The sequence below is a fragment of the Burkholderia sp. Ac-20365 genome (genome assembly GCF_017104715.1).
In the GTDB taxonomy this organism is placed as follows: Bacteria; Pseudomonadota; Gammaproteobacteria; order Burkholderiales; family Burkholderiaceae; genus Paraburkholderia.
In genome coordinates this window covers 194747-214891 of sequence record NZ_JAAGPI010000010.1, presented here as the reverse complement: position 1 = coordinate 214891, position 20145 = coordinate 194747, and the positions used below count along the sequence as shown (strand labels likewise).

Here is a 20145-nt window from a genome sequence, read left to right as displayed (position 1 = left end):
TTAAAGGTTTTTCAAGCTCCGTGATATTTTTACGACACCCCTTTTCTTTGCGATAGAACACGTTAAAATGCGCGCCGATTCACAGAGATAGCGCTTCATATCCTCTGATCTTTCCAGTCTGCAGATTTTCATCCGTATGAAGAGATGGCCAGATATTTAACATTTGGACATCCGTTGCTGACCGAGGGGCAAATACCCTGGGAAAGCCGCGCTTAAAGCCGGTCAGTAAAAAGCAATAAACCGAAGAAAAAATCACATGCCATTGGGGATTCAAACGATATTCGAAGCGCGATCCGCGCTCGACGGGGTGTTTCAAGGCGAAAAGCCGGCAGCGTACAGGACCATGATGGCGCAACCGCGCGCTCTCGTGCGTGCGCTCGCACACGCACGCCTGGTTGCGCTGACAGCCGCCGCCGCGTTCGCGCTGCATGGCGTCGCCGCACATGCGCAGACGTCCGCGCTGCCCAGCCCGCAAGCACAACCGTCCACTCAGTTGCACGCGCAAGCATCGCGCGTCAATCTCGCATTCTTCTATGGTTCGCGCGTGCCCGTCGGCGAGCTGCAGGCATTCGATGCTGTCGTGATCGATCCCGCCAGCGGCTTCGATCCCGCCGCGCATCCGCTGCGCCACACGGTATGGCTCGCGCGCACGCATGCCGATGCGGCGCAGGCTACGCCGGACGCATTCGTCAGCGCGCAGATCGAGCCGTTGTGGCAGCGCGGCTTTCGCGGCTTCCTGCTCGACACGCCTGCGGCCATCGCAGCCGTCGAGGCGATCCGCGCCGCGCATCCCGATGCGCGTCTCGTGATCGGCGGCGACAACGCACTGCAGGCGGCGTTGCCGCACGCGGGCGCGCTGTATGCCGTGGCCGGCCCGGCGCTGGTTCGCGACGCGCAGAACGGCAGTGTGGCAGCAGGCGAGCGTGACAAACGCAGCGCCGCCGCGCAGCAGTTCACGCAAACGACGGGCGTGCCCGTCGTGTCGATCGAAACCTGTCCCGCCGATGACCGCGCCTGCGCGCGCACGACGGCTGCACAGGTGCTCGCCGCGGGCGTCACGCCCTATGTGACGAACGCGTCGCTGAACGCAGTCGGCATCGGCGCGATCGAAGTGCTGCCGCGCAAGGTGCTGATCGTGCAGGACAGCGACGAAGACTTGCCGCTCGACGAAACGCCGGGCGTGCGCGATCTCGCGACGCCGCTCAATTACCTCGGCTACGACGTCGAATACGCGAACGTTCATGAGCCGTTGCCCGAAGGCATCACGCCGGACCGCTATGCGGGCGTCGTCGCGTGGCTGCAGGGCGACGAGACGCCGAACAGCGGCGCGTGGCGCGCGTGGGTCGACGAGCGCATCGCTTCGCATGTGCCGATGGTGTTTCTCGGCCAGTTCGGCTTCGACGCGGCGGAAGACGAAGGCCGCGCGCTCGATCTGCAAGCCGTCGCGGGACCGTTTACGGACAGGATCGAAACCGTGTCGCGCGATCCGATGGTCGGCTTCGAAGTCGATCCGAAGCTCGGCACGCGTGATCTCACGGGCGTGCAGGTTGGCAGCCAGAGCAGGTCGCTGCTGCGCGTGAAGAGCGGCGAAGCGACGCTCGACCAGATTGCCATCACACCGTGGGGCGGCTTTGCGATGAGCCCGTATACGGTCGTGTCGCTCAATGGCATTGGCCAGGAGCGCTGGGCGATCCAGCCAATCGACTTCCTGCGGCAAGCGTTGCGTCTGCAACCGATGCCCTCGCCGAGCGTCACCACGGAAAACGGCCGGCGTCTTTTCATGTCGCACGTGGACGGCGACGGTTTCGCATCGCGCGCGGAGTTTCCGGGCGCCGACTATTCGGGCGAAGCGCTGTATCAGCAGATTTTCACGCGCTACAAGGTGCCGATGACGCTGTCGGTGATCGAAGGCGAAGTGGGGCCGAAGGGTCTGTATCCGCAGATCTCGCCGCGTCTGGAAGAGATCGCGCGCAAGATGTTCGCGCTGCCTTATGTGGCGATCGGCACGCACACGTATTCGCATCCGTTCGAATGGGAGAACGTCGACGCGAAGACGGGCGAGCGTATCGATCGCGGTGGCGGCGATACGGCGTTCTCGCTGAACATCCCGAACTACACGTTCAATATCGACCGCGAAGTCACGGGTTCGATCGATTACATCAACTCGCGTCTCGCGCCTGCCGGCAAGAAGACGACGATCCTGCAGTGGCCGGGCAACTGCGAGCCGCCTGCGATCGTCGTGCGCAAGGTGTATGAAGCCGGTGTCGATAACGTGAACGGCGGCGACACCGTCATCACGAAGAGCGCGAACAGCTGGACCAATATCGCGCCGATCGGCGTGCTGAAAGGGCCGGGCGCGTATCAGGTGTACGCGCCGAACCAGGACGAGAACGTCTACACGAACGACTGGCTCGGCCCGTTCTACGGCTTCACGCGCGTGCTCGAAACGTTCGACATGACGGACAAGCCGCTGCGCTTCAAGCCGATCGACATCTACTACCACATGTACAGCGGCACGAAGGTCGCGTCGTTGCGCGCGCTCGACCAGATTTTCGCCGCTGTGCTGAAGCAGTCCGTGCTGCCCGTACACATGACGGACTACGCGCACAAGGTGCTCGACTGGCGCTCGTTCGCGGTTGCGCGCACGGTGCAGAGCGAAGCGTCGAACGCGAAGTCGGCAGATTGGGTTGTGCGCGGCAATGGCGAAGTGCGTGAATTGCACTGGCCGCTGACGACTTCGCCTGATCTTCAGTCGTCGCATGGCGTGACGGGCTACGCAGCAGGACCGGACGGCACGTATATCCATATCACCGATGGCGCAGCGCGCGTGTCGTTCGACTCAGCGAATGCAAAACCGCAGGCGAGTGCGCTGCCGTACATCGCCGAAGCGAATGGTTTCGTGCGCGACTTCAGGCGCGATGGCAAGAACCTGTCGTTCGAGTTCGGCAGCTATTACCAGCCGTTCGTGAAGCTCGCGAACGCGCAGAGCTGCACCGCGAGTGTCGCGGGCCGAGCAGTGCCGCTGCAACGCGACGGCGCATACGTCCGCTTCGATACGCCCGCGCTCAATGCCCTCGAAGTCCACTATCAGCCCGTCGAGATCCGCTGTGAACGATAAAACGAACGACAAACGTCCCCGTATCGTTCCGACGTGGCTTGTCTACACGCTCGCGGGCGTGGTGGTCACGACCATGTACGGCGTGTCGCCGCGCGGCGGCTTGCGCGAGCGCGTCGCCTCGGTCGGCAAGCCGAGCGAGCTGAGCGTCGCGTATCTGGAAGCGTGGTCGAAGGTGCGGCCCGACAACGAGGAGTTCCTCTCGCTGCTAGGCGCGCAGTATCTGTATCTGGGACGCACCGACGACGCCGAACGCATTGCCACGCGCATGGAAGCGCTCGGCACGGACGACATGCTCAAGAGCGCGATGATGCTGCATCTCGCGGTGACGGAGCAGCGCACCTTCGCGATTCCCGAAGAAGATCCGCGCCGTGCGCCCGCGCTCGAAGTCTTGCGCGCGCGCCTGACACAGGCGTCGAAGCTGCCGTGGGCGCCGAAGGATCTCGAATGGCTCGCGCAGCGTTCGGCGGCTGTCGGCATGCCGGATCTGGCCGCGCATCTGTATGCGCGGCTGTCGGCTAACGATCCCGACCAGCGCGCGAAGTGGGACACGCAGATCACGCGTTACGCGTTGCAGGTCGGCGATTATCACGCCGCTGCCGACGCATGGTTCCGTCAGGAAGCCGTTGCACAGACACGCGATGAACAGCGCCGCTGCTTCGTTGCGGGCGTGCGCACGCTGCAATCGGGCAATCTGCTCGACGACGCGCTCACGGCCGCCGACGCGCATCTCGGCAAGCTCGCCGACGACCCCGCGACGCTTATCGTGATGCTGAATCTCGCGCGTGCGGCGAACCGTCCGGATGCGGTCGACCATTACGCGAAGCTGCTCGCGAAGTACGCGCTGGCGGAACCGACGTCGCCGCTCGGCGAGCATGTGCGCGCAGTGGCGCAAGCGGGCTATGCCTATATGGACGGTCCCGTTGCATATCGCCGTCGCGATGCACTCGTCAGTTTGCGTGCAGCGATGCGCGCGGCAGCGGCGCAGCAAGAGGGCAGCGTGCGCGTGATTCGCGTGGCAGCAGCGGCACCGCAAGCACCGCAAGCGGCCAGCGATCTCGCCGCGCCAAGTGCTTCAGCGATCCGCTCGGACCCGAACGTCGCGAATGTCGTGTTTCAGGCCTTTGTCGAATCGGGCGATCTGGCCAGCGCGCAGAAAGTCGCCGCGCAGCAGGTGCAGCGCGATCCGCGTTCGGTCGAATGGGTCAAGCGTCTTGCGCAGGTCGCCGAATGGAATCGCGATCCGTCGCTGGCATTGAAGTCGTGGCTCGACTACGCACAACTGTCGAACGATCAGGTCGGCTGGCAGAACGTGCTGCGCATCGCGCCGATGCTCGACGACGACGAAGCGTATCTGACGGCGCTCGTGCATGAATCGCGCGCCGCGCCGAACGACCTGAAGCTGATCGACAACGTGACGGCGACGTACGAGCGTCTCGGCCGTCCCGACGATGGTCTCGCATTCCTGCGTTCGATGCCGCGCGCGACGAACGCCGACGCGCTCGATCAACGTATCGGCCAGCTCGCCGAGCGCGCCGGTCACGACGATCAGGCGCTCGCGACGTATCGCGCGGTGCAGGCGCGTCATCCGAACGATGCGAACGCGGCGCTGCGTACGGCCAGCGTGCTGTACCGGCAGGGCGACTATCGCGGCTCGCTGGCTGCGCTGAAAACGGCGCGCGCGGGCGCGAAAGACACCGACGAAGACTTCTGGCGCAACTACGCGGAACTCGCGCGCCTGCTGCAACAGGACGACGACGCGAACGAGGCGTATCGCCATCTGATCGCAAGCGGCGTGGCGACGCCGGAAGATCTCGGCGACATGACGTACTTCTACGACCCGTATCCGATCGATGCGGGCCGTGTCGCCGAATTGCGCTATCGCCGCGATCACACGGTGCGCGCGTTGCAGGACGCGATCTTCTACTACACCGACGCGCAGGCGATGGATCGCATCACGTTCCTGCTCGCGAGCCTGACGCCCGAAGAACTGAAGGCAGCGGAAGCATCGCCCGCGCTGCTCGGCGTGCGCGCCGAATACTATCGCCTCATCAACGAACCGCAGAAGGCGCTCGCCGATCTGAAGCGCGCCGTCGATCTGCCGGGCGCGAGTTCCGATCTGCGCGCAGCGTATCTGTGGACGCTCGTCGACTATGGCAGCGACGGCGATCTGCGCGAAGCGCTCAAGCGCTGGCGCGGCAGCGCCGATCAAAGCTCGGCGTTGTGGGAGCCGTATGCCGCCGCTGAAATGCGCCTGAACCGGCCTGTCGCCGCGCTCGAATATCTGCGCCGCCAGTCGGCCATGATGTCGCGCGATCCGCTGTGGCTGCTCACGTATGCCGACGCGCAGGAGCAGGCGGGCCACGACGGCCTCGCATGGTCGATCCGCAAGAAGGTATGGCTGCAGATGCAGCAGGACGAAGCGAAGCTCGTCAAGCTGCACGGCGCGCAGCGCGCGGCGATGCGCGGCCGCACCGCGCAGGACGCCGAGACGCTCGAAGACTTGCGCGGCCGTCGCGTGACGCTGTCGGCTGAATACGCAACGGGCGACGAGTCCGCTGCGCTGCTCGACAGCCTGATGTCGGCGCGGCCCGCAACGGCGGACAACGCCATCGCGCGCCGTACGATGATCGGCACGGCGAAGGGACTGCCGGGCGGCGCGCCGCTCGATGGCGCCGGCTTGCCGGAGAACGCGCGCGTGCGCGGCGCAGTGGCGAAGGAAGTGGCCGTTGCGTGGGCGCTGTCGAAGGAAAGCAATCCGCTCGCGAAGCGCTGGCTCGCGCAGCAGTACGCGGAGCGCCTGTCGCGTCCCGCCGATGCGCAGCTGACCATCGCGCTCGCCGAAAACGACATCCCCGAGATGGAGCGTCTGCTCGCGGTGGAGCGCTCGCGCCTGCCCGTCAACGACCGTATCGATGCGACGATCGCCGTCGACCGGCCCGACCGCGCGCAGCAGCTCGCGTTCAACGCGCTCGATGGCGCGCCGGAAGATACGGATCTGCACACGCGCGTGACGGAAACGACGCTCGACTGGCCGCAATCGGTCGATCTCGATGTCGTCAACCATATCGAACATCCGCTCGATTACGTCGAGACCACGCTCGACGCGAGCCGCAAGGTCGCCGAGCGGTATCTCGTCGGCGCGACCTACGTGCAGCACTTCCAGCATTCGACGGATATCACGCAGCTGGTCAACGTGCCGTCCGTCGACCGCTGGCTGAACATCTACGGCGAGCGCCGGACGCGCGATACGTCGTTCATGATCACGGGCGGCCGTCGCGACGGTGCGAACGCGTTCTATACGCTCGATCTCGCCGCCGAAGTAGGGCGCAACTCGGCGCTCACGCTCGGCGTGCGCGCGGGCCGCAATCAGGTCGCGGACGAAAACCAGGCGCTGCTGATCGGCGGCATGAAGGACAACGTGATCGGCGACCTGACGTACCGGGTGTCCGAACGCATCACGCTGACGGGCAGTGTCGAAGCGGACCGCTTTTATAGCCAGGCACGCAACTACATCGGCAGCGGCGTGCTGTCGACGGCGGAAGTGACCTATCGCATCCGCACGACTTACCCGGATTACACATTGCGTGCGCTGATTACGCACGGTGGCTACGGCGCAAGCGGCCAGCCGGACGCACTGATGACGAATCTGCTGCCGACGGCGCTTCAGCCCGCAACCGCGCAGGACTTCATGCCGGACACGTACACGCAGTACGGGTTCTTCTTCGGCTTCGGCAACGATCTGGAGCAGCAGTACACGCATGCATGGCGTCCGTTCTTCGACGTCGGCATCGTGCACGACTCGATTCAGGGCTGGGGGCCGGACGTGAGCCTCGGCATTGCGGGCACGGTGCTGGGCGGCGATCACCTCGCGGTGTTCCTGCAGCATCAGCGCGTGTCGAAGATCGGCACGCCCGTCACGCTGGTGGGCGCGCGTTACAAATGGTTCTACTGATTGCGTTTTTACTGACTCGATACATCCGGGCGATAACGACATTTCTGAGGAGTGGTTCGATGAGCAACATCAACGGCTGGTCACGTTTGATCAAGTGGGTGGCGGCAGCAGCCGCTTCGGCGCTGGTGCTGGGCGCATGCGGTTCGATTCGCCAGGCGGGTTCGCCGTCGCTCGAATCGAAGGATTCCGTCGCCGTCGTGACGATGGCGAACTTTACGGAGACGCCGGCAGCGGGCAGCAGCGCCGCCGCGATCGCCGCGAATGCATTGCGCCAGAACGGTTTTGCCGACGTGCGCCTCGCGCCCGTCGATGCATCGGCGAATGCGATGTTCGACACCGCGCAGCGCGACATCGGCGAGAAGAAGCTCGCATGGGCGCGTGAGCAGCGCGTGAAGTACGTGCTGACGGGCGCAGTGGAAGAGTGGCGCTACAAGGTCGGCGTGGACGGCGAGCCGGTTGCGGGCGTGACGTTCGAACTGATCGACGTGGCGTCGGGCCAGGTGGTGTGGAGCGCAACGGGTTCGAAGAGCGGCTGGACGCGCTCGAGCCTGTCGAGCGTCGCATCGTCGCTGATCGGCAGCCTGCTGTCGCCGCTGCGCACGCGCGGCTGATGGCGTCGCGTGTCTGCCGTGAGATGTGCGGCAGGCGCGCGGCAATCCGTAATACGAGAGCAACTCGACACGTGATGAGGAGTCGGCTGTGAATACCGTCACCGCGCAAAGCGCCGCCAGTGCCGCGGCCAAGCCGCGCCAATCGAACCCGTTCGGCAACCTGAGCGCGTGGCGGCGCCTCGTCGCGCCCGCGGTGTCGCGGCCGTTTTCCATCGCGGAGACGGTCGTGTTCATCGGCGTGGTCTTCGCGGCCTCGTACGCGCTCGATCGCAACGATCCGTTCATGCTGCACGCGGGATTCCCGTGGCTGTGGTTCGCGCCGCTGATCGTCGCGCTGCGCTACGGCACGCTGCTGGGCCTGCTCGGCTGCGCGATGCTGATCGGCGCCTACGAAGTGATGACCCGGATGCTCACGCCGGGCAGCACGGTTGCATGGCCGGTGGTGTACTTCACGGGCGGCGTGCTGCAGACCGTGATTGCGGGCCACTTCGGCGATACGTGGGGCAGCCGCGCGCAGCGCGCGAATGCCATCAACGATTACCTGAACGACCGGCTCGTCGCGATCACCAACAGCCACTATCTGATGCGCCTGTCGCACGAGCGGCTCGAAAAGGATCTGCTGACGAAACCGACCACCTTGCGCGACTCGATCACGGAACTGCGCCGCATTTCCGTCGCGCACGGTCTCGACACGAAGCCGCATCATTCCGACGACATGCCCGGCGCGCGCGAGCTGCTGGAGTTCGTGGCGCAGGCGTGCCAGATCGAAGTGGCCGCGCTGTATCCCGTGCGGGACGGCAAGGTCGGTCGGGACGCGCTTGCGCATATCGGCGATACGTTCGACTTCGATCCGCGCGACGAACTCGTGCAGCGCGCGCTCGAAACGCGTGCCGTTGCGCATCTGAAGAGCGAAGAGCGGCCCGTCACGAACACGCATCTGCTCGTGTGTGCGCCGCTGATTTCCGCCGACGGCCGCATGCTCGCGATGCTGGCGATCCGCCGCATGCCGTTCCTGTCGCTGAACTTCGACAATCTGCAGTTGCTGCTGGTGCTGCTCGGCTATTACGCGGATGGCGTCGAGCACTCGCAGCAGGTGCGCGACATCCTGCACGCCGTGCCCGATTGCCCGTACGAATTCGCGCTCGACGTGAGCCGTCTGACGCGGCTGGAGCGCTCGGCAGGCATCACGTCTTCGCTGGTCGCGCTGGTGTTTCCGCACGACGATGCGGGCGACTCGTTCTTCGAACATGTGATGCGTCGCCGCCGGTCGCTCGACCTGATGTGGCCGGTCAAGTCAGCCGGGCAGTCGGTGCTGCTGAACCTGATGCCCGCGACGGATGCAACGGGCGTCGACGGCTATCTCGCGCGGATCGAATCGAGTCTGCGCTCGCAGTTCAATCTCGACCTCGAAGGCGCGCGTATCGGCGTGCACACGCTACATCTGGGCAGCGACGAACCGGGCCCGGCGATCAAACGCCTTCTCATGCGTAGTGGCATCGATGGATAAGTCCACCGCAAAGAGCGCCTCAGGCGGCGCGCTCGCTTTCGTGCTGTCCGTGCTCGCGGCGCTCGGCATCGTCGTGGTGGCGTGCGCGCAGGGCGTGGGCATCGTGTACTTCGCGAACACGCCCGTGGACTACGATCCGCTGTTGCCCGTCGTCGCGTTCGATATCCTGTGCGGCGTGCTGCAGGCGCTGCTGTTCCGCCTGCTGCTGCCGCTGCGTTATCGCGAGCCGCGCATGCTGAGCCTGCTGTGGCTGGCACTGGCGTGCACGTTCGTGCCGCTGTTCGGCGGCCTCGTCGTGCTGGTGAGCTGCATCTGGGCCGCGTGCTTTCCGGCATCGCATGCCGAAGATGAAATGGGCGACGTGCCTGCGCCCGAGTTCGTCACGTATCTGATGTCGCGTGTCTCGCATGGCGGCGGCGCGCGTTTGCAGGCGCGGCTGGTTAACACGAAGGTCGCGGCGGCGGATCGCCTGTCGGCACTCGTTGCGATCCAGAGCATGCCGACCCGCACCACGGGCACGCTGCTGCGCGACCTGCTCGCCGATCCCGTCGAAGACGTGCGGCTGATTGCTTACGGCACACTCGATCAGGCCGAAAACGACGTGATGCAGCGCATCTTTCATGCAGCGAAGACGCTGGAGGACGCGCAGTCAGAAGGCGATCGTCACGCGATCAACCGGCAACTGGCCGAGCTGTATTTCGAGCTGATCTATCAGAACCTCGTGCAGGGCGTGGTCTATAAACACACGCTCGAACAGGCCGACCGCTATGCGGCCGCCGCGCTCGACATCGACGGCAGCGATGCCGCGCTGTGGATGATCCGCGGCCGTCTTGCGCTGACCAACGGTGCCGCCAATGAAGCCGCGCAATACATGGATCGCGCGCAATCGCTCGGCTTCCCGCGCGAGCGCCTCGTGCCGTGGCTTGCCGAAGTCGAATATCTGCGCGGCGATTATGCGCGCGTGTCCGAACTGCTCGCGTCGCTCGGCAATGCCGCGACGCTGCCGATGCTCAAACCTGTTGCGCGTTACTGGTCAACATGAAACCGTCACTGATGCGCCGCGCTGCGGACGCCGATGTCTGCCTGCTGCTCGAAGGCACGTTCCCGTATGTGCGCGGCGGCGTGTCGAGCTGGGTCAACGAAATGCTCCGCTCGTATCCGGAGATCCGTTTTGCGATTGCGTTTATCGGCAGCCGCGAAGAGGATTACAAGGGCGCCGCGTATGCGCTGCCCGATAACGTCGTGCATTTCGAAACGCACTACCTGTACGAAGCGGGCGCCGCCGACGAAAACGCCGCGCGCGAGATTCCCGGCGATGCGCAGGCGTTCGCGCAATCGGCGGCGCTGCACGACGCGTGGCGCAACAACGGCAACGTGGATGCCGGCGCGATGATGGCCGACATGGTGCAACTGATCGGCGACAAGGCGCCGCTTAGCGAGGAGCAGTTCCTCAGCAGCCGCGCCGCGTGGGATTTCATCGTCGATCAGTATCACCGCTATTGTACGGACCCGTCGTTTACCGACTACTTCTGGACCGTGCGCATCATGCACAAGCCGCTGTGGCAGCTTGCGCGCGTGGCCGAGCAGTTGCCGCCCGCGAAGGTGTATCACACGGTGTCGACGGGTTATGCAGGCTTTCTGGGTGCGCTGCTGCATTACCGGACGGGGCGGCCGTTGCTCGTGTCCGAACACGGCATCTACACGAAAGAACGCAAGATCGACCTGCTGCAAAGCCAGTGGATTCGCGACAACCGCGGTGCGTTCGAGCGCGACATTTCGAAGATCAGCTATTTCCGCGAACTGTGGGTGCGTTTCTTCGAGGCGCTCGGCAAGCTCGCGTATGACGCCGCCGATGACATCGTCGCGCTGTATGAAGCGAACCGTCAGCGGCAGATCGCGGACGGCGCGCAAGCCGCGCGCACGCGCAACATTCCGAACGGCGTGGACGTGGATGGTCTCGCGCCGCTCGTCGAGAAGCGCGCGGTGCGTCCGCGCAACGTGGTCGCGCTGATCGGCCGCGTGGTGCCGATCAAGGATATCAAGACGTTTATTCGCGCGCTCTTCATCGCATCGCGCGCAATGCCGGATATCGAAGGCTGGATCGTCGGGCCCGAGGAAGAAGACCCCGCCTACGCGCAGGAATGCCGTGCGCTCGCGGAAAGCCTTGGTCTTGCGAAGAACGTGAAGTTCCTCGGCTTCCAGCGTATCGACGAGATTCTGCCGAAGGTCGATGTGATCGCGCTGACGTCGATCAGTGAAGCCTTGCCGCTCGTCGTGCTGGAAGGCTTCGCAGCAGGCATTCCGTCGATTACGACGGACGTCGGCTCGTGCCGGCAGCTGATCGAAGGCTATGGCGACGAAGACCGCGCACTGGGCGCGGCGGGCAGCGTGGTGCCGATCGCCAACCCGTCGGCGTTCGCGCAGGCCGTGCTCGATCTGCTCGGCGACGAACCGCGCTGGCTCGCGGCGCAGCGGGCCGGTTTGCAACGCGTGCGGCGTTTCTATACGAAGGCGATGATGATCGATCAGTATCGCGTGCTGTACGAGCGCCTGATTGCGGCGCCGTCGCGCGTCAAGGCCGCTGAAGGCAAACAGGGCGGCGGTTGTCCGATGCACGCGGGCAGGGCGGCAACGACGGAAGAGGTGCGCTGATGGCTGGCATTGGTTTCGAGCTTCGCAAGATCCTGAAGAGCCAGACGCTGTTCGGCGTCGCGCGTGCGTACGCGTATGCGGGTTTGATCAGTTCGGGTCCGCTGATCCTGTCGATTTTCGGCATTCTGATCATCGGCGTGATGAGCCTCGCGTTCGTCATACCGAAGTACGCAATCGTGCAGTTCCAAGTGTCGGTCACCTATCTGATCGCGGCTAGTCTGATACTCACCGGGCCGCTGCAACTGTCGTTCACGCGTTTCATCTCGGATCGCATCTTCGAGAAGCGCGACGATCTCGTGCTGTCGAACTACAACGGCGTCGTGCTGATTTCGACAGCGGCCTCGGGCATGCTCGGCGTGATCGCCGTCGCGCTCGGCTTTCGCGGCGAGCCGCTGATGTACCGGCTGCTGATGGTGGCGGGCTTCGTCGTGGTCAGCAATATCTGGATCGCGGTGATCTTTCTGTCGAGCGTCAAGCAGTACCGGCAGATTCTATTTGTGTTCGCGATCGGCTACGGATGCACTGTCGCATTCGCGTTGATGCTCAACACGCATGGTCTTTCGGGTTTGCTCGGCGGTTTCGTTGCGGGGCATATCGTGCTGCTCGCGGGCCTGTCGGGTCTCATCTATCGCAACTATCGCAGCCCGCGTTTCATCTCGTTCGAGGTGGTCCAGAAACGCTTTGCGTATCCGAGTCTCGCGCTGGTCGGCTTCCTGTTCAACCTCGGCGTGTGGCTCGACAAGTTCATGTTCTGGTACGCGCCGGGCACGGGCGCGAAAGTGATCGGGCCGCTGAATGCATCGGTGATCTACGATATCCCGGTGTTCATCGCGTACGTGTGCGTGATGCCGGGCATGGCGACCTTCCTCGTGCGGATCGAAGCTGACTTCGTCGAATACTACGACCGCTTCTACGATGCCGTGCGCAGTGGCGCCACGCTGCGGCACATCAACGACATGCGCGACATGATGGTCGGCAGCGTGCGTGCTGGCCTGTATGAGATCGTGAAGATTCAGGCCGTGGTGCTGCTGCTGATTCTCGCGTTCGGCCGGCTCGTGCTCGATGCGCTTGGCATTTCGACGCTGTACATGCCGCTGATGATCGTCGACGTGATCGCGGCGAGCCTGCAGGTGCTGCTGCTCGGCCTGCTGAATGTGTTCTTCTATCTGGACGCGCGCCGCACGGTGCTGCGCCTGTGTATTGCATTCGTGCTGTTGAACGGTATCCTGACAGGCATTACGCTGTACATGCAGCCGGATTTCTACGGCTATGGCTTTGCCCTGACGCTGCTGATACTCGTCGTCGCCGCCGTGCAATTGCTCGACCGCAAGTTCAGCAAGCTCGAGTACGAGACTTACATGCTGCGCAACTGATCGGGTTTTATGACTGCCAGTTCTATCGCCCGCTTCGGCTTTTCGTGGATCATCGTCGCGTGTGCGGCGGTGATCATCCTGTTGCTGTCGGTGGCGTGGGTGCGGCCGGCGCTGGCCGCTTGCAAGCGGGCTTCATCGACGGGAATCGGGGCTGTTGCGTTCTTCTACGGCGCGAATGTGCAGGCCGAGCGCTTCGAGCGGTTCGATACCGTCGTGATCGAGCCCGACAGCGGCTTCGATCCGCGCGCGCATACGGCCCATTGTCCGAACTGGTATGCGTATGTGAGCGTCGGTGAAGTGACGAAAGAGCGCGCGTACTACGCGAAGATGCCGAAGACGTGGGTGACGGGCAGCAACGCGGCGTGGTCGTCGATGGTGGTCGACCAGACGGCGTCAGGCTGGCCCGCATTTTTCGTCGACGAGATCGTCAAGCCGCTGTGGGAGCGCGGATATCGCGGCTTTTTCCTGGACACGTTGGATTCGTACCAGCTGGTCGCGAAGACAGATGCCGAGCGCGCGCGTCAGCAGGCGGGCATCGCTGCGGTGTTGCGCGAACTGAAGGCGCGCTATCCGCAAGCGCGTCTGATTCTGAACCGGGGTTTCGAACTGCTGCCGCAGGTGCACGGGCAGGTTGCGGCCGTTGCGTTCGAATCGCTGTTCGGCCGCTGGGATCAGGCGAACCAGCGCTACGACGAAGTGCCTGCCAACGACCGCGAATGGCTGCTCGGTCAGGCGCGCGAGATTCACGAGCGCTACGGCTTGCCCGTCATCTCAATCGATTATTGCCCGCCGGACGACGATGCGTGCCGCCATGACATCGTCGAGAAAATTGGTGCGCTCGGCATCGTGCCGTATGTGGCGGACGGCGGCTTGCAGACCATCGGCATGAGCCATTCGATCCTGAAAGACGCCGAACCGCTTACGAAGGTGTCTTTGCGCCGCTGACGCGGCGCGTCTTCTACTGCGTCTCGCAGTGTGTTTTTCACTCAGCGCAACTGCGTGACAGCCAGCAGCAACACCATGCTGCCGATCGCGCCATCCAGCACACGCCACGCCGTAGCGCGCTTGAACAGCGGCGCCAGTGCTCTTGCGCCATAGCCCAACGCGACGAACCAGAGCGCGCTGACCGCCATCGCGCCGACCGCGAACTCGACACGCGATCCTTGCGCTTCCCGCGCGCCCGCCGTGCCGATCAGCAGGAACGTGTCCAGATAAACGTGCGGATTGAGCCACGTGAACGCGAGCGTCATCAGCACGATGGGCAGCGCGCGTTGCGCGGGCGGGGCGGTGTCGCCTTTGGCATCGGTGTCGAGTGCGGCATGGCCGGGCCGCAGCGCACGCACCAGCGCGCTGATGCCGAACCACGCGAGATACGCAAGGCCGACGTACAGCAGCGCGTGGATGAAGGTCGGATAGCGCTCGGCGAGCACCGACGCGCCACCGACACCCGCGCCGATCAGCAGGAAGTCCGACAGCGTGCACAGCAGCACGATCTTGCCGATATGCGAGCGCATGATGCCCTGACGGAGCACGAACGCGTTCTGCGCGCCGATAGTGACGATCAACGAGGCGCACAACGCGGCGCCATGCGAAAAAGCCAGCCAGTTCATAAGAATTTGACGAAGGAGAGGAATCGGATGACGAGAGTGTGCCGTGCTGGCTAGAATAAGAGAAACTAATTTCGGTAACGCCGGTTAAGGAACGCTAATGCTCGACTATGCTCTGCTGGATGCGCTCGCGGCCGTCGTGCGCCACGGCTCGTTCGATCGCGCGGCTGCCGCGCTCAATGTCACGCCTTCCGCCGTGTCGCAGCGGGTAAAACTGCTGGAGGAGCGCGTCGGCAGCGTGCTCGTGAAGCGCGGGCAGCCATGCACGGCAACCCGCTCAGGCGCGCTGCTATGCCGGCACACGGAGCGTGTGCAACTGCTGGAAGCGGAACTGAATGGGCGCATGCCGGAATTGCCCGGTGCGTTGCTCGAACCATGGCCGACCCTGCGCGTCGCCGTGAACGACGACAGTGTGGGAACGTGGTTTATCGACGCCGTCGCGGACTTCTGCTCGGAGCGCGGCATGTTGCTCGATCTGGTGATCGACGATCAGGACCATACCGCGCAGCGGATTCGCGACGGCAGTGTGCAGGGCGCGGTGACGACACAATCGGAGCCTGTGCAGGGTTGTCGCTCGACGCGTCTGGGGCGCATGCGCTATCTGGCAGTCTGCACGCCCGTGTTTTACGAGCGCTATTTCAGCGAAGGCGTCAGCCGCGAGACGTTGAGCCTCGCGCCGTGCGTCGACTTCAATCCGAAGGACCAGTTGCAAAAGCGCTTCGTGCACAAGATCACACGCGGCGAAGTCGACGCGCCGACGAACTGGATTCCGCACGTGTCCGGTTTTCTGCGCGCGTGCGCGACGGGTCTGGGATGGGGCATGTGCCCGGAGCGGATGATTGCCGCGCAACTGGCAAGCGGCGAACTGATCGATATGGCGCCGGGCAAGCATCTCGATGTCGATCTGTACTGGCAAAGCTGGCGGCTGTCGATTGGTTGGCTCGATGATTTTGGCGCCGCATTGCGCAAGCGGTCCGCCGAGTTTCTCGACTGACCGCTTGTGTGTTGCTATGCCGCGCTGGTCAATGCAGCCGGATCACAGGATGCGCGCGGCGGCGTAACCAATGGCTCGCGGTATCGAGCGCCATGCGTGCGAAGCCGGTGACCGTCATCACGTGCTTCCGATAGATCAGCCGGTACACGACGGTGGCGAGCCATCCATCCACGTACATGGGCCTTTCGCGCAATCCGCTCAGGCTGCCGATGGTGCCCACATCGCCGAACCCGACCAGCGTGCCCGCATCGCGATACGTGAACTCCGGCAGCGCTTCGCCGCCGACACGGCACTTCAGCGCGCGCGCGAGGAACATCGCCTGTTGATGCGCGACCTGTGCACGCGGCGCCAGAAAACCATCCGCATGCGAAGGGCAGGCCGCGCAATCGCCGAGCGCGAAGATGTTCGCGTCCCGCGTGGTTTGCAGCGTGCGGTTCACCAGCACCTGCGCGTTACGGTTCACGTCGATGCCATCGAGCACGCGCAGCACAGGCGGCCCGGCGATGCCCGCCGTCCAGATCGCAATATCGCTCGGCAGATGCTGGCCGTCGTGCGTGAGCACGGCATCTTCGCGCACTTCGGTGACGCGCGTGGTGGTCAGCACATCGACGCCCAAACCGCTGAGTATCCGCTGCGCACGCGCTGAAATACGTTGCGATAGTGCAGGCAACACGCGCTCCGTGCCTTCGATCAGCCGGATACGAAAATCGCGTTCCGGATCCAGCGCGAACAGACTATAGCGATGCAGCAAACGGATGCTGTCGCGCAGCGCCGCCGCGAGTTCGACGCCCGTCGCGCCCGCGCCAATGATATTGATCGACACCGGCTGCACGTGTTGCGCGCCGCTCACTCGCCGCACGTGATTCGCACGTGTACATGCATCGAGCAGCTTGCGACGGAACGATTCCGCATGCGTGACCGATTCGAGCGGCAGCGCGTGATCCGCCGCGCCCTTCACGCCGAAGTAATTGGTCACGCTGCCGAGCGCGAGCACGAGCGTATCGAACTCGATGTCACGCGCGGGCAATACTTCACGGCCGTTTTCATCACGTGTGGCGCTGATCGTGATGCGACGCTGTGTGCGATCGAGCGAATGCAGCGAGCCCTGTTCGAACTCGAAGCCATGCCGGCGCGCCTGCACCGCATATTGCAGCTGATGCGTGGCGGGATCGATCTGGCCTGACGCCGCTTCGTGCAGCAGCGGCTTCCAGAAGTGCGTCGTCGATCGGTCGACGAGCACGACCTGCGCGTGCCCGCTCTTGCCGAGCGATTCGCCAAGACGCGTTGCGAGTCCCAGTCCTCCCACGCCGCCGCCAACGACGACGATGCGGTGCGGCGCGGTGCGTGTGCTGCTTGCGGTGTGTCGATCGATCGAGGTCATATGCGTACTCTCCTGAACGTTTTTCAATGCGATTGATGCGTGAACGTCATCAGTGAGGTCGAGTATAAAATTGAGGAAAACAGAAGCACAATTTAATGTTTGTACGAAACATATAGGTTTTCACTTATGTTAAAAGCGGCGACGTTTCGTCAGTTGAAGGCCCTGCATACGGTGGCGAAGCTCGGCAGCGTGTCGGGCGCGGCGGAGGAATTGCGCCTCACGCAGCCTGCGGTTTCATTACAGATCCGTCTGCTCGAAGAGTCGGCGGGCGCGCCGCTTCTGCAACGCGTCGGGCGTGGCGTGCAACTGACAGCAGCGGGCGAAATCCTGGCGCGCTATGCACTCGAGATTCTCGACTTATGGAACGGCGCCGCCGACGATCTCGCCGCGCTGCATGGCGAGCAGGGCGGCACGCTGCGCATCGGTGCGATCACGACGGCCGAGTATCTGATTCCACCGTTTCTGGTGCGCTTCACGGAGGCGCGTCCGCAAGTGAAGGTGCAATTCAAGGTGGGCAACCGCGCCGACATCATCCGCATGCTCGCGACGCATGAAATCGATCTCGCCGTGATGGGCAGCCCGCCGCGCGAATTGCGCACTGTCGCGACGGCGTTCGCGAAGCATCCGATGGCATTCGTCGCGTCGCCCGCTCACGCGCTGATGAAAAAGAAGCGGCTCACGCTCGGCGATCTGGAATCGGCGAACCTGTTCGTGCGCGAGCGTGGTTCGGGCACGCGCTCGACGGTCGAAAACCTGTTCAAGCAGGCCGGGCACAAGATCCATATCGGTTCCGAGCTGTCGAGCAACGAGGCGATCAAGCAACTGGTGGAAGCGGGGCTTGGCATTTCGTTTCTGTCGCTGCACGCATGCACGCTGGAATTTCAGGCGGGACTGCTCGCGCTGCTACCGCTGCCCGACAACCCGATCGAGCGCGACTGGTACGTGATGCATGTGTCGGACAAGCGTCTGCCGCAGGTGGCGAGTCTGTTCCGCGACTTTTTGATCGAAGAGGGGACAAAAGGCAGCGTGCCGATTCCGATGCCTGCCGTTGCGGCTGCAAGGAAACGCCGTCACGTGTGAAATCTGCCGATTTTTTTCGACGTTTTGTGCCGTGTGTGGCACTCCGGAGACTTTCTCAGGCCGCGTGGGGCGGTCTGAAACGCTTGCTGCATAAGGATTTTGGCTTACATCGATCGATATCGAAGTAAAGGTTGCGCCGACGATATTTGTGGCCGAATTGTTTCTCTTTACAGTGGCGTCCAGACATTTGTTAAAAAGCGGACGCCGCCAGCCAGTAGCGAGCCGCGTGATTTCCCTGGCCGTCAGAGGAGTCGGAGACATGAGCAGCCCCACCGATAGCAACAACAACAGCATTACAACCGTCGAGACCTTTGGTTTCGAACGCATCCCCGACGCGTCCCGCTATGCGCGGCCCATCGATCTTTTCCGGCTGCTGTTCGGCGGCTGCAACACGTTTTCCACGTCGGTACTCGGCAGCTTTCCCGTGCTGCTTGGGCTGTCGTTCTGGGCGGGCGTCGCGTCGATCGTGGTCGGCGTGCTGGTCGGCTCGTGCATTCTTGCGCCGATGAGCCTGTTCGGCATGCGCAATGGCACCAACGACCCGGTTTCGTCGGGCGCGCACTTTGGTATTCATGGACGGATCGTCGGTTCGTTTCTCGCGCTGCTGACGTCCGTCGCGTTCTTCTCGCTGGCCGTGTGGAGTTCGGGCGATGCGCTCGTCGGCGGCGCGAACCATCTGCTCGGCTTGCCTGTGAATGGCTTCACGCTGAGCGTGGCGTACGGCATCTTCGCGGTGCTCGTGCTGACGGTGTGTATCTACGGTTTCCGCTTCATGCTGTGGGTGAACAAGATTGCTGTGTGGACGGCGAGCCTGTTGTTCATCGCGGGCATCTTTGCCTTTGCCGGTCCGTTCGATAGCCACTACGCGGGCAAGTTCGCGATGGGCACGGTCGGTTTCTGGCCCGCGTTCGTGAGCGCCGTGCTGGTTGCATTGAGCAATCCCGTTTCGTTCGCGTCGACGATGGGCGACTGGGCGCGGTATATTCCGCAGAACACGCCGAAGCATCGCACGATGCTTGCTGTGCTCGTCGCGCAGATCGCCACCTTCGTGCCGTTCTTCTTCGGCCTCGCGACGGCGACGATCATCGCGCAGAAGGCGCCTGATTTCATCGCATCGAACAATTACGTGGGCGGCCTCCTGGCGATTTCGCCGAACTGGTTCTTCCTGCCTGTGTGTCTGATCGCGATCATCGGCGGGATGTCGACGGGTACGACGGCGCTGTACGGCACGGGCCTCGACATGTCGAGCATGTTCCCGAAGCTGCTCAACCGTGTGCGTGCGACGTTCCTGATCGGTTGCGCTGCGATTGGCTTCATCTTTCTCGGGCGCTTCGTGTTCAACCTCGTGGAAAGCGTGTCGACGTTCTCGGTGCTGATCAACACATGCAGCTGCCCGTGGATGGTGATCATGATCATCGGCTATGTGACGCGTCGCGGGTTCTATCTGTCGGATGACCTGCAGGTGTTCAACCGCGGCGGACGTGGCGGCCACTACTGGTTCACGCACGGCTGGAACTGGCGCGCGATGGGCGCGTGGGTGCCGAGCGCGCTGACGGGCCTGTGCTTCGTCAATCTGCCGGATCAGTTCGTCGGCCCGCTTGGCGAGCTGGCAGGCGGCCTCGATATCAGCTTGCCGGTTGCACTGACGATGGCTTGCACGCTGTACGTGACGCTGCTGCAATGCTTCCCGGAACCGGATGGCGTGTATGGCCCGCAAGGCCGACGCTGGCTGCGCGGCAGCCACAAGGCGACGCATGCGCACATCAAGATGGTCGAGCCGCGCACCGCGGAAGGCATGCGAGGCAACCGCATGACGGCGCCCCGCGAAGAAGTATTCGACACGCAGGACGCCGCGTAATAAAACGGAGCA

13 protein-coding genes are annotated in these 20145 nt (G+C 63.7%); 11 read left to right on the top strand and 2 right to left on the bottom strand.

Annotation, left to right across the window (positions count from 1 at the left end; genetic code table 11):
- Positions 1 to 256 precede the first annotated feature (256 nt).
- The 8 genes from G3O01_RS19885 to G3O01_RS19850 all read left to right on the top strand — a co-directional run bounded on the left by G3O01_RS19885 (position 257) and on the right by G3O01_RS19850 (position 14158).
- Positions 257 to 3118, top strand: a complete 2862-nt coding sequence (locus tag G3O01_RS19885; RefSeq protein ID WP_205806834.1) for a sugar ABC transporter — start codon at positions 257 to 259, stop codon at positions 3116 to 3118.
- Positions 3108 to 7070: a tetratricopeptide repeat protein gene (locus G3O01_RS19880; RefSeq protein WP_205806833.1), complete on the top strand. Its 3963-nt coding sequence runs from the start codon at positions 3108 to 3110 to the stop codon at positions 7068 to 7070. Before G3O01_RS19885 ends, G3O01_RS19880 begins: the two co-directional genes overlap by 11 nt.
- A gap of 59 nt (positions 7071 to 7129) precedes the next feature.
- On the top strand, positions 7130 to 7681 hold the full coding sequence (locus G3O01_RS19875) for a penicillin-binding protein activator LpoB (protein WP_205806832.1): 552 nt from the start codon (positions 7130 to 7132) through the stop codon (positions 7679 to 7681).
- 88 nt (positions 7682 to 7769) lie between these two features.
- The gene (locus G3O01_RS19870) at positions 7770 to 9188 is read left to right on the top strand and encodes a PelD GGDEF domain-containing protein (protein WP_205806831.1); all 1419 of its coding nucleotides are present in this window, start codon (positions 7770 to 7772) and stop codon (positions 9186 to 9188) included.
- A complete protein-coding gene (locus G3O01_RS19865) occupies positions 9181 to 10230 on the top strand; it encodes a hypothetical protein (RefSeq protein WP_205806830.1) in 1050 nt (349 codons plus the stop codon). The genes G3O01_RS19870 and G3O01_RS19865 overlap by 8 nt, the downstream gene beginning before the upstream one ends.
- Positions 10227 to 11840 carry a GT4 family glycosyltransferase PelF gene (pelF, locus tag G3O01_RS19860; protein WP_205806829.1) on the top strand — a complete coding sequence of 538 codons (1614 nt, stop codon included), beginning with the start codon at positions 10227 to 10229 and terminating at the stop codon, positions 11838 to 11840. Before G3O01_RS19865 ends, pelF begins: the two co-directional genes overlap by 4 nt.
- Positions 11840 to 13213 carry an exopolysaccharide Pel transporter PelG gene (pelG, locus tag G3O01_RS19855; RefSeq protein ID WP_205806828.1) on the top strand — a complete coding sequence of 458 codons (1374 nt, stop codon included), beginning with the start codon at positions 11840 to 11842 and terminating at the stop codon, positions 13211 to 13213. The genes pelF and pelG overlap by 1 nt, the downstream gene beginning before the upstream one ends.
- 9 nt (positions 13214 to 13222) lie before the next feature.
- Positions 13223 to 14158 (top strand): endo alpha-1,4 polygalactosaminidase, encoded by a 936-nt coding sequence (locus tag G3O01_RS19850; RefSeq protein WP_205806827.1) that lies wholly within the window; start codon positions 13223 to 13225, stop codon positions 14156 to 14158.
- Positions 14159 to 14199: 41 nt separating this feature from the next.
- Here G3O01_RS19850 and G3O01_RS19845 read toward each other — a convergent pair whose 3' ends face one another.
- Positions 14200 to 14823 carry a LysE/ArgO family amino acid transporter gene (locus G3O01_RS19845; RefSeq protein WP_205806826.1) on the bottom strand — a complete coding sequence of 208 codons (624 nt, stop codon included), beginning with the start codon at positions 14821 to 14823 and terminating at the stop codon, positions 14200 to 14202.
- A 97-nt stretch (positions 14824 to 14920) separates the two neighbouring features.
- On the opposite strand from G3O01_RS19845, the gene G3O01_RS19840 reads away from it, so the two are divergent.
- Positions 14921 to 15814: a LysR family transcriptional regulator ArgP gene (locus tag G3O01_RS19840; RefSeq protein ID WP_205806825.1), complete on the top strand. Its 894-nt coding sequence runs from the start codon at positions 14921 to 14923 to the stop codon at positions 15812 to 15814.
- Between the two features lie 28 nt (positions 15815 to 15842).
- Here the strand turns inward: G3O01_RS19840 and G3O01_RS19835 are convergent, their stop codons facing one another.
- On the bottom strand, positions 15843 to 17195 hold the full coding sequence (locus G3O01_RS19835) for an NAD(P)/FAD-dependent oxidoreductase (RefSeq protein WP_205806824.1): 1353 nt from the start codon (positions 17193 to 17195) through the stop codon (positions 15843 to 15845).
- A 126-nt stretch (positions 17196 to 17321) separates the two neighbouring features.
- Here G3O01_RS19835 and G3O01_RS19830 point away from each other — a divergent pair, with 126 nt between their 5' ends.
- Together G3O01_RS19830 and G3O01_RS19825 are read left to right on the top strand one after the other, a co-directional pair.
- Complete coding sequence (locus tag G3O01_RS19830; protein ID WP_205806823.1) at positions 17322 to 18275, top strand: LysR family transcriptional regulator; 954 nt, start codon at positions 17322 to 17324, stop codon at positions 18273 to 18275.
- A gap of 259 nt (positions 18276 to 18534) precedes the next feature.
- Positions 18535 to 20133, top strand: a complete 1599-nt coding sequence (locus G3O01_RS19825; RefSeq protein WP_205806822.1) for a cytosine permease — start codon at positions 18535 to 18537, stop codon at positions 20131 to 20133.
- Positions 20134 to 20145 lie beyond the last annotated feature (12 nt).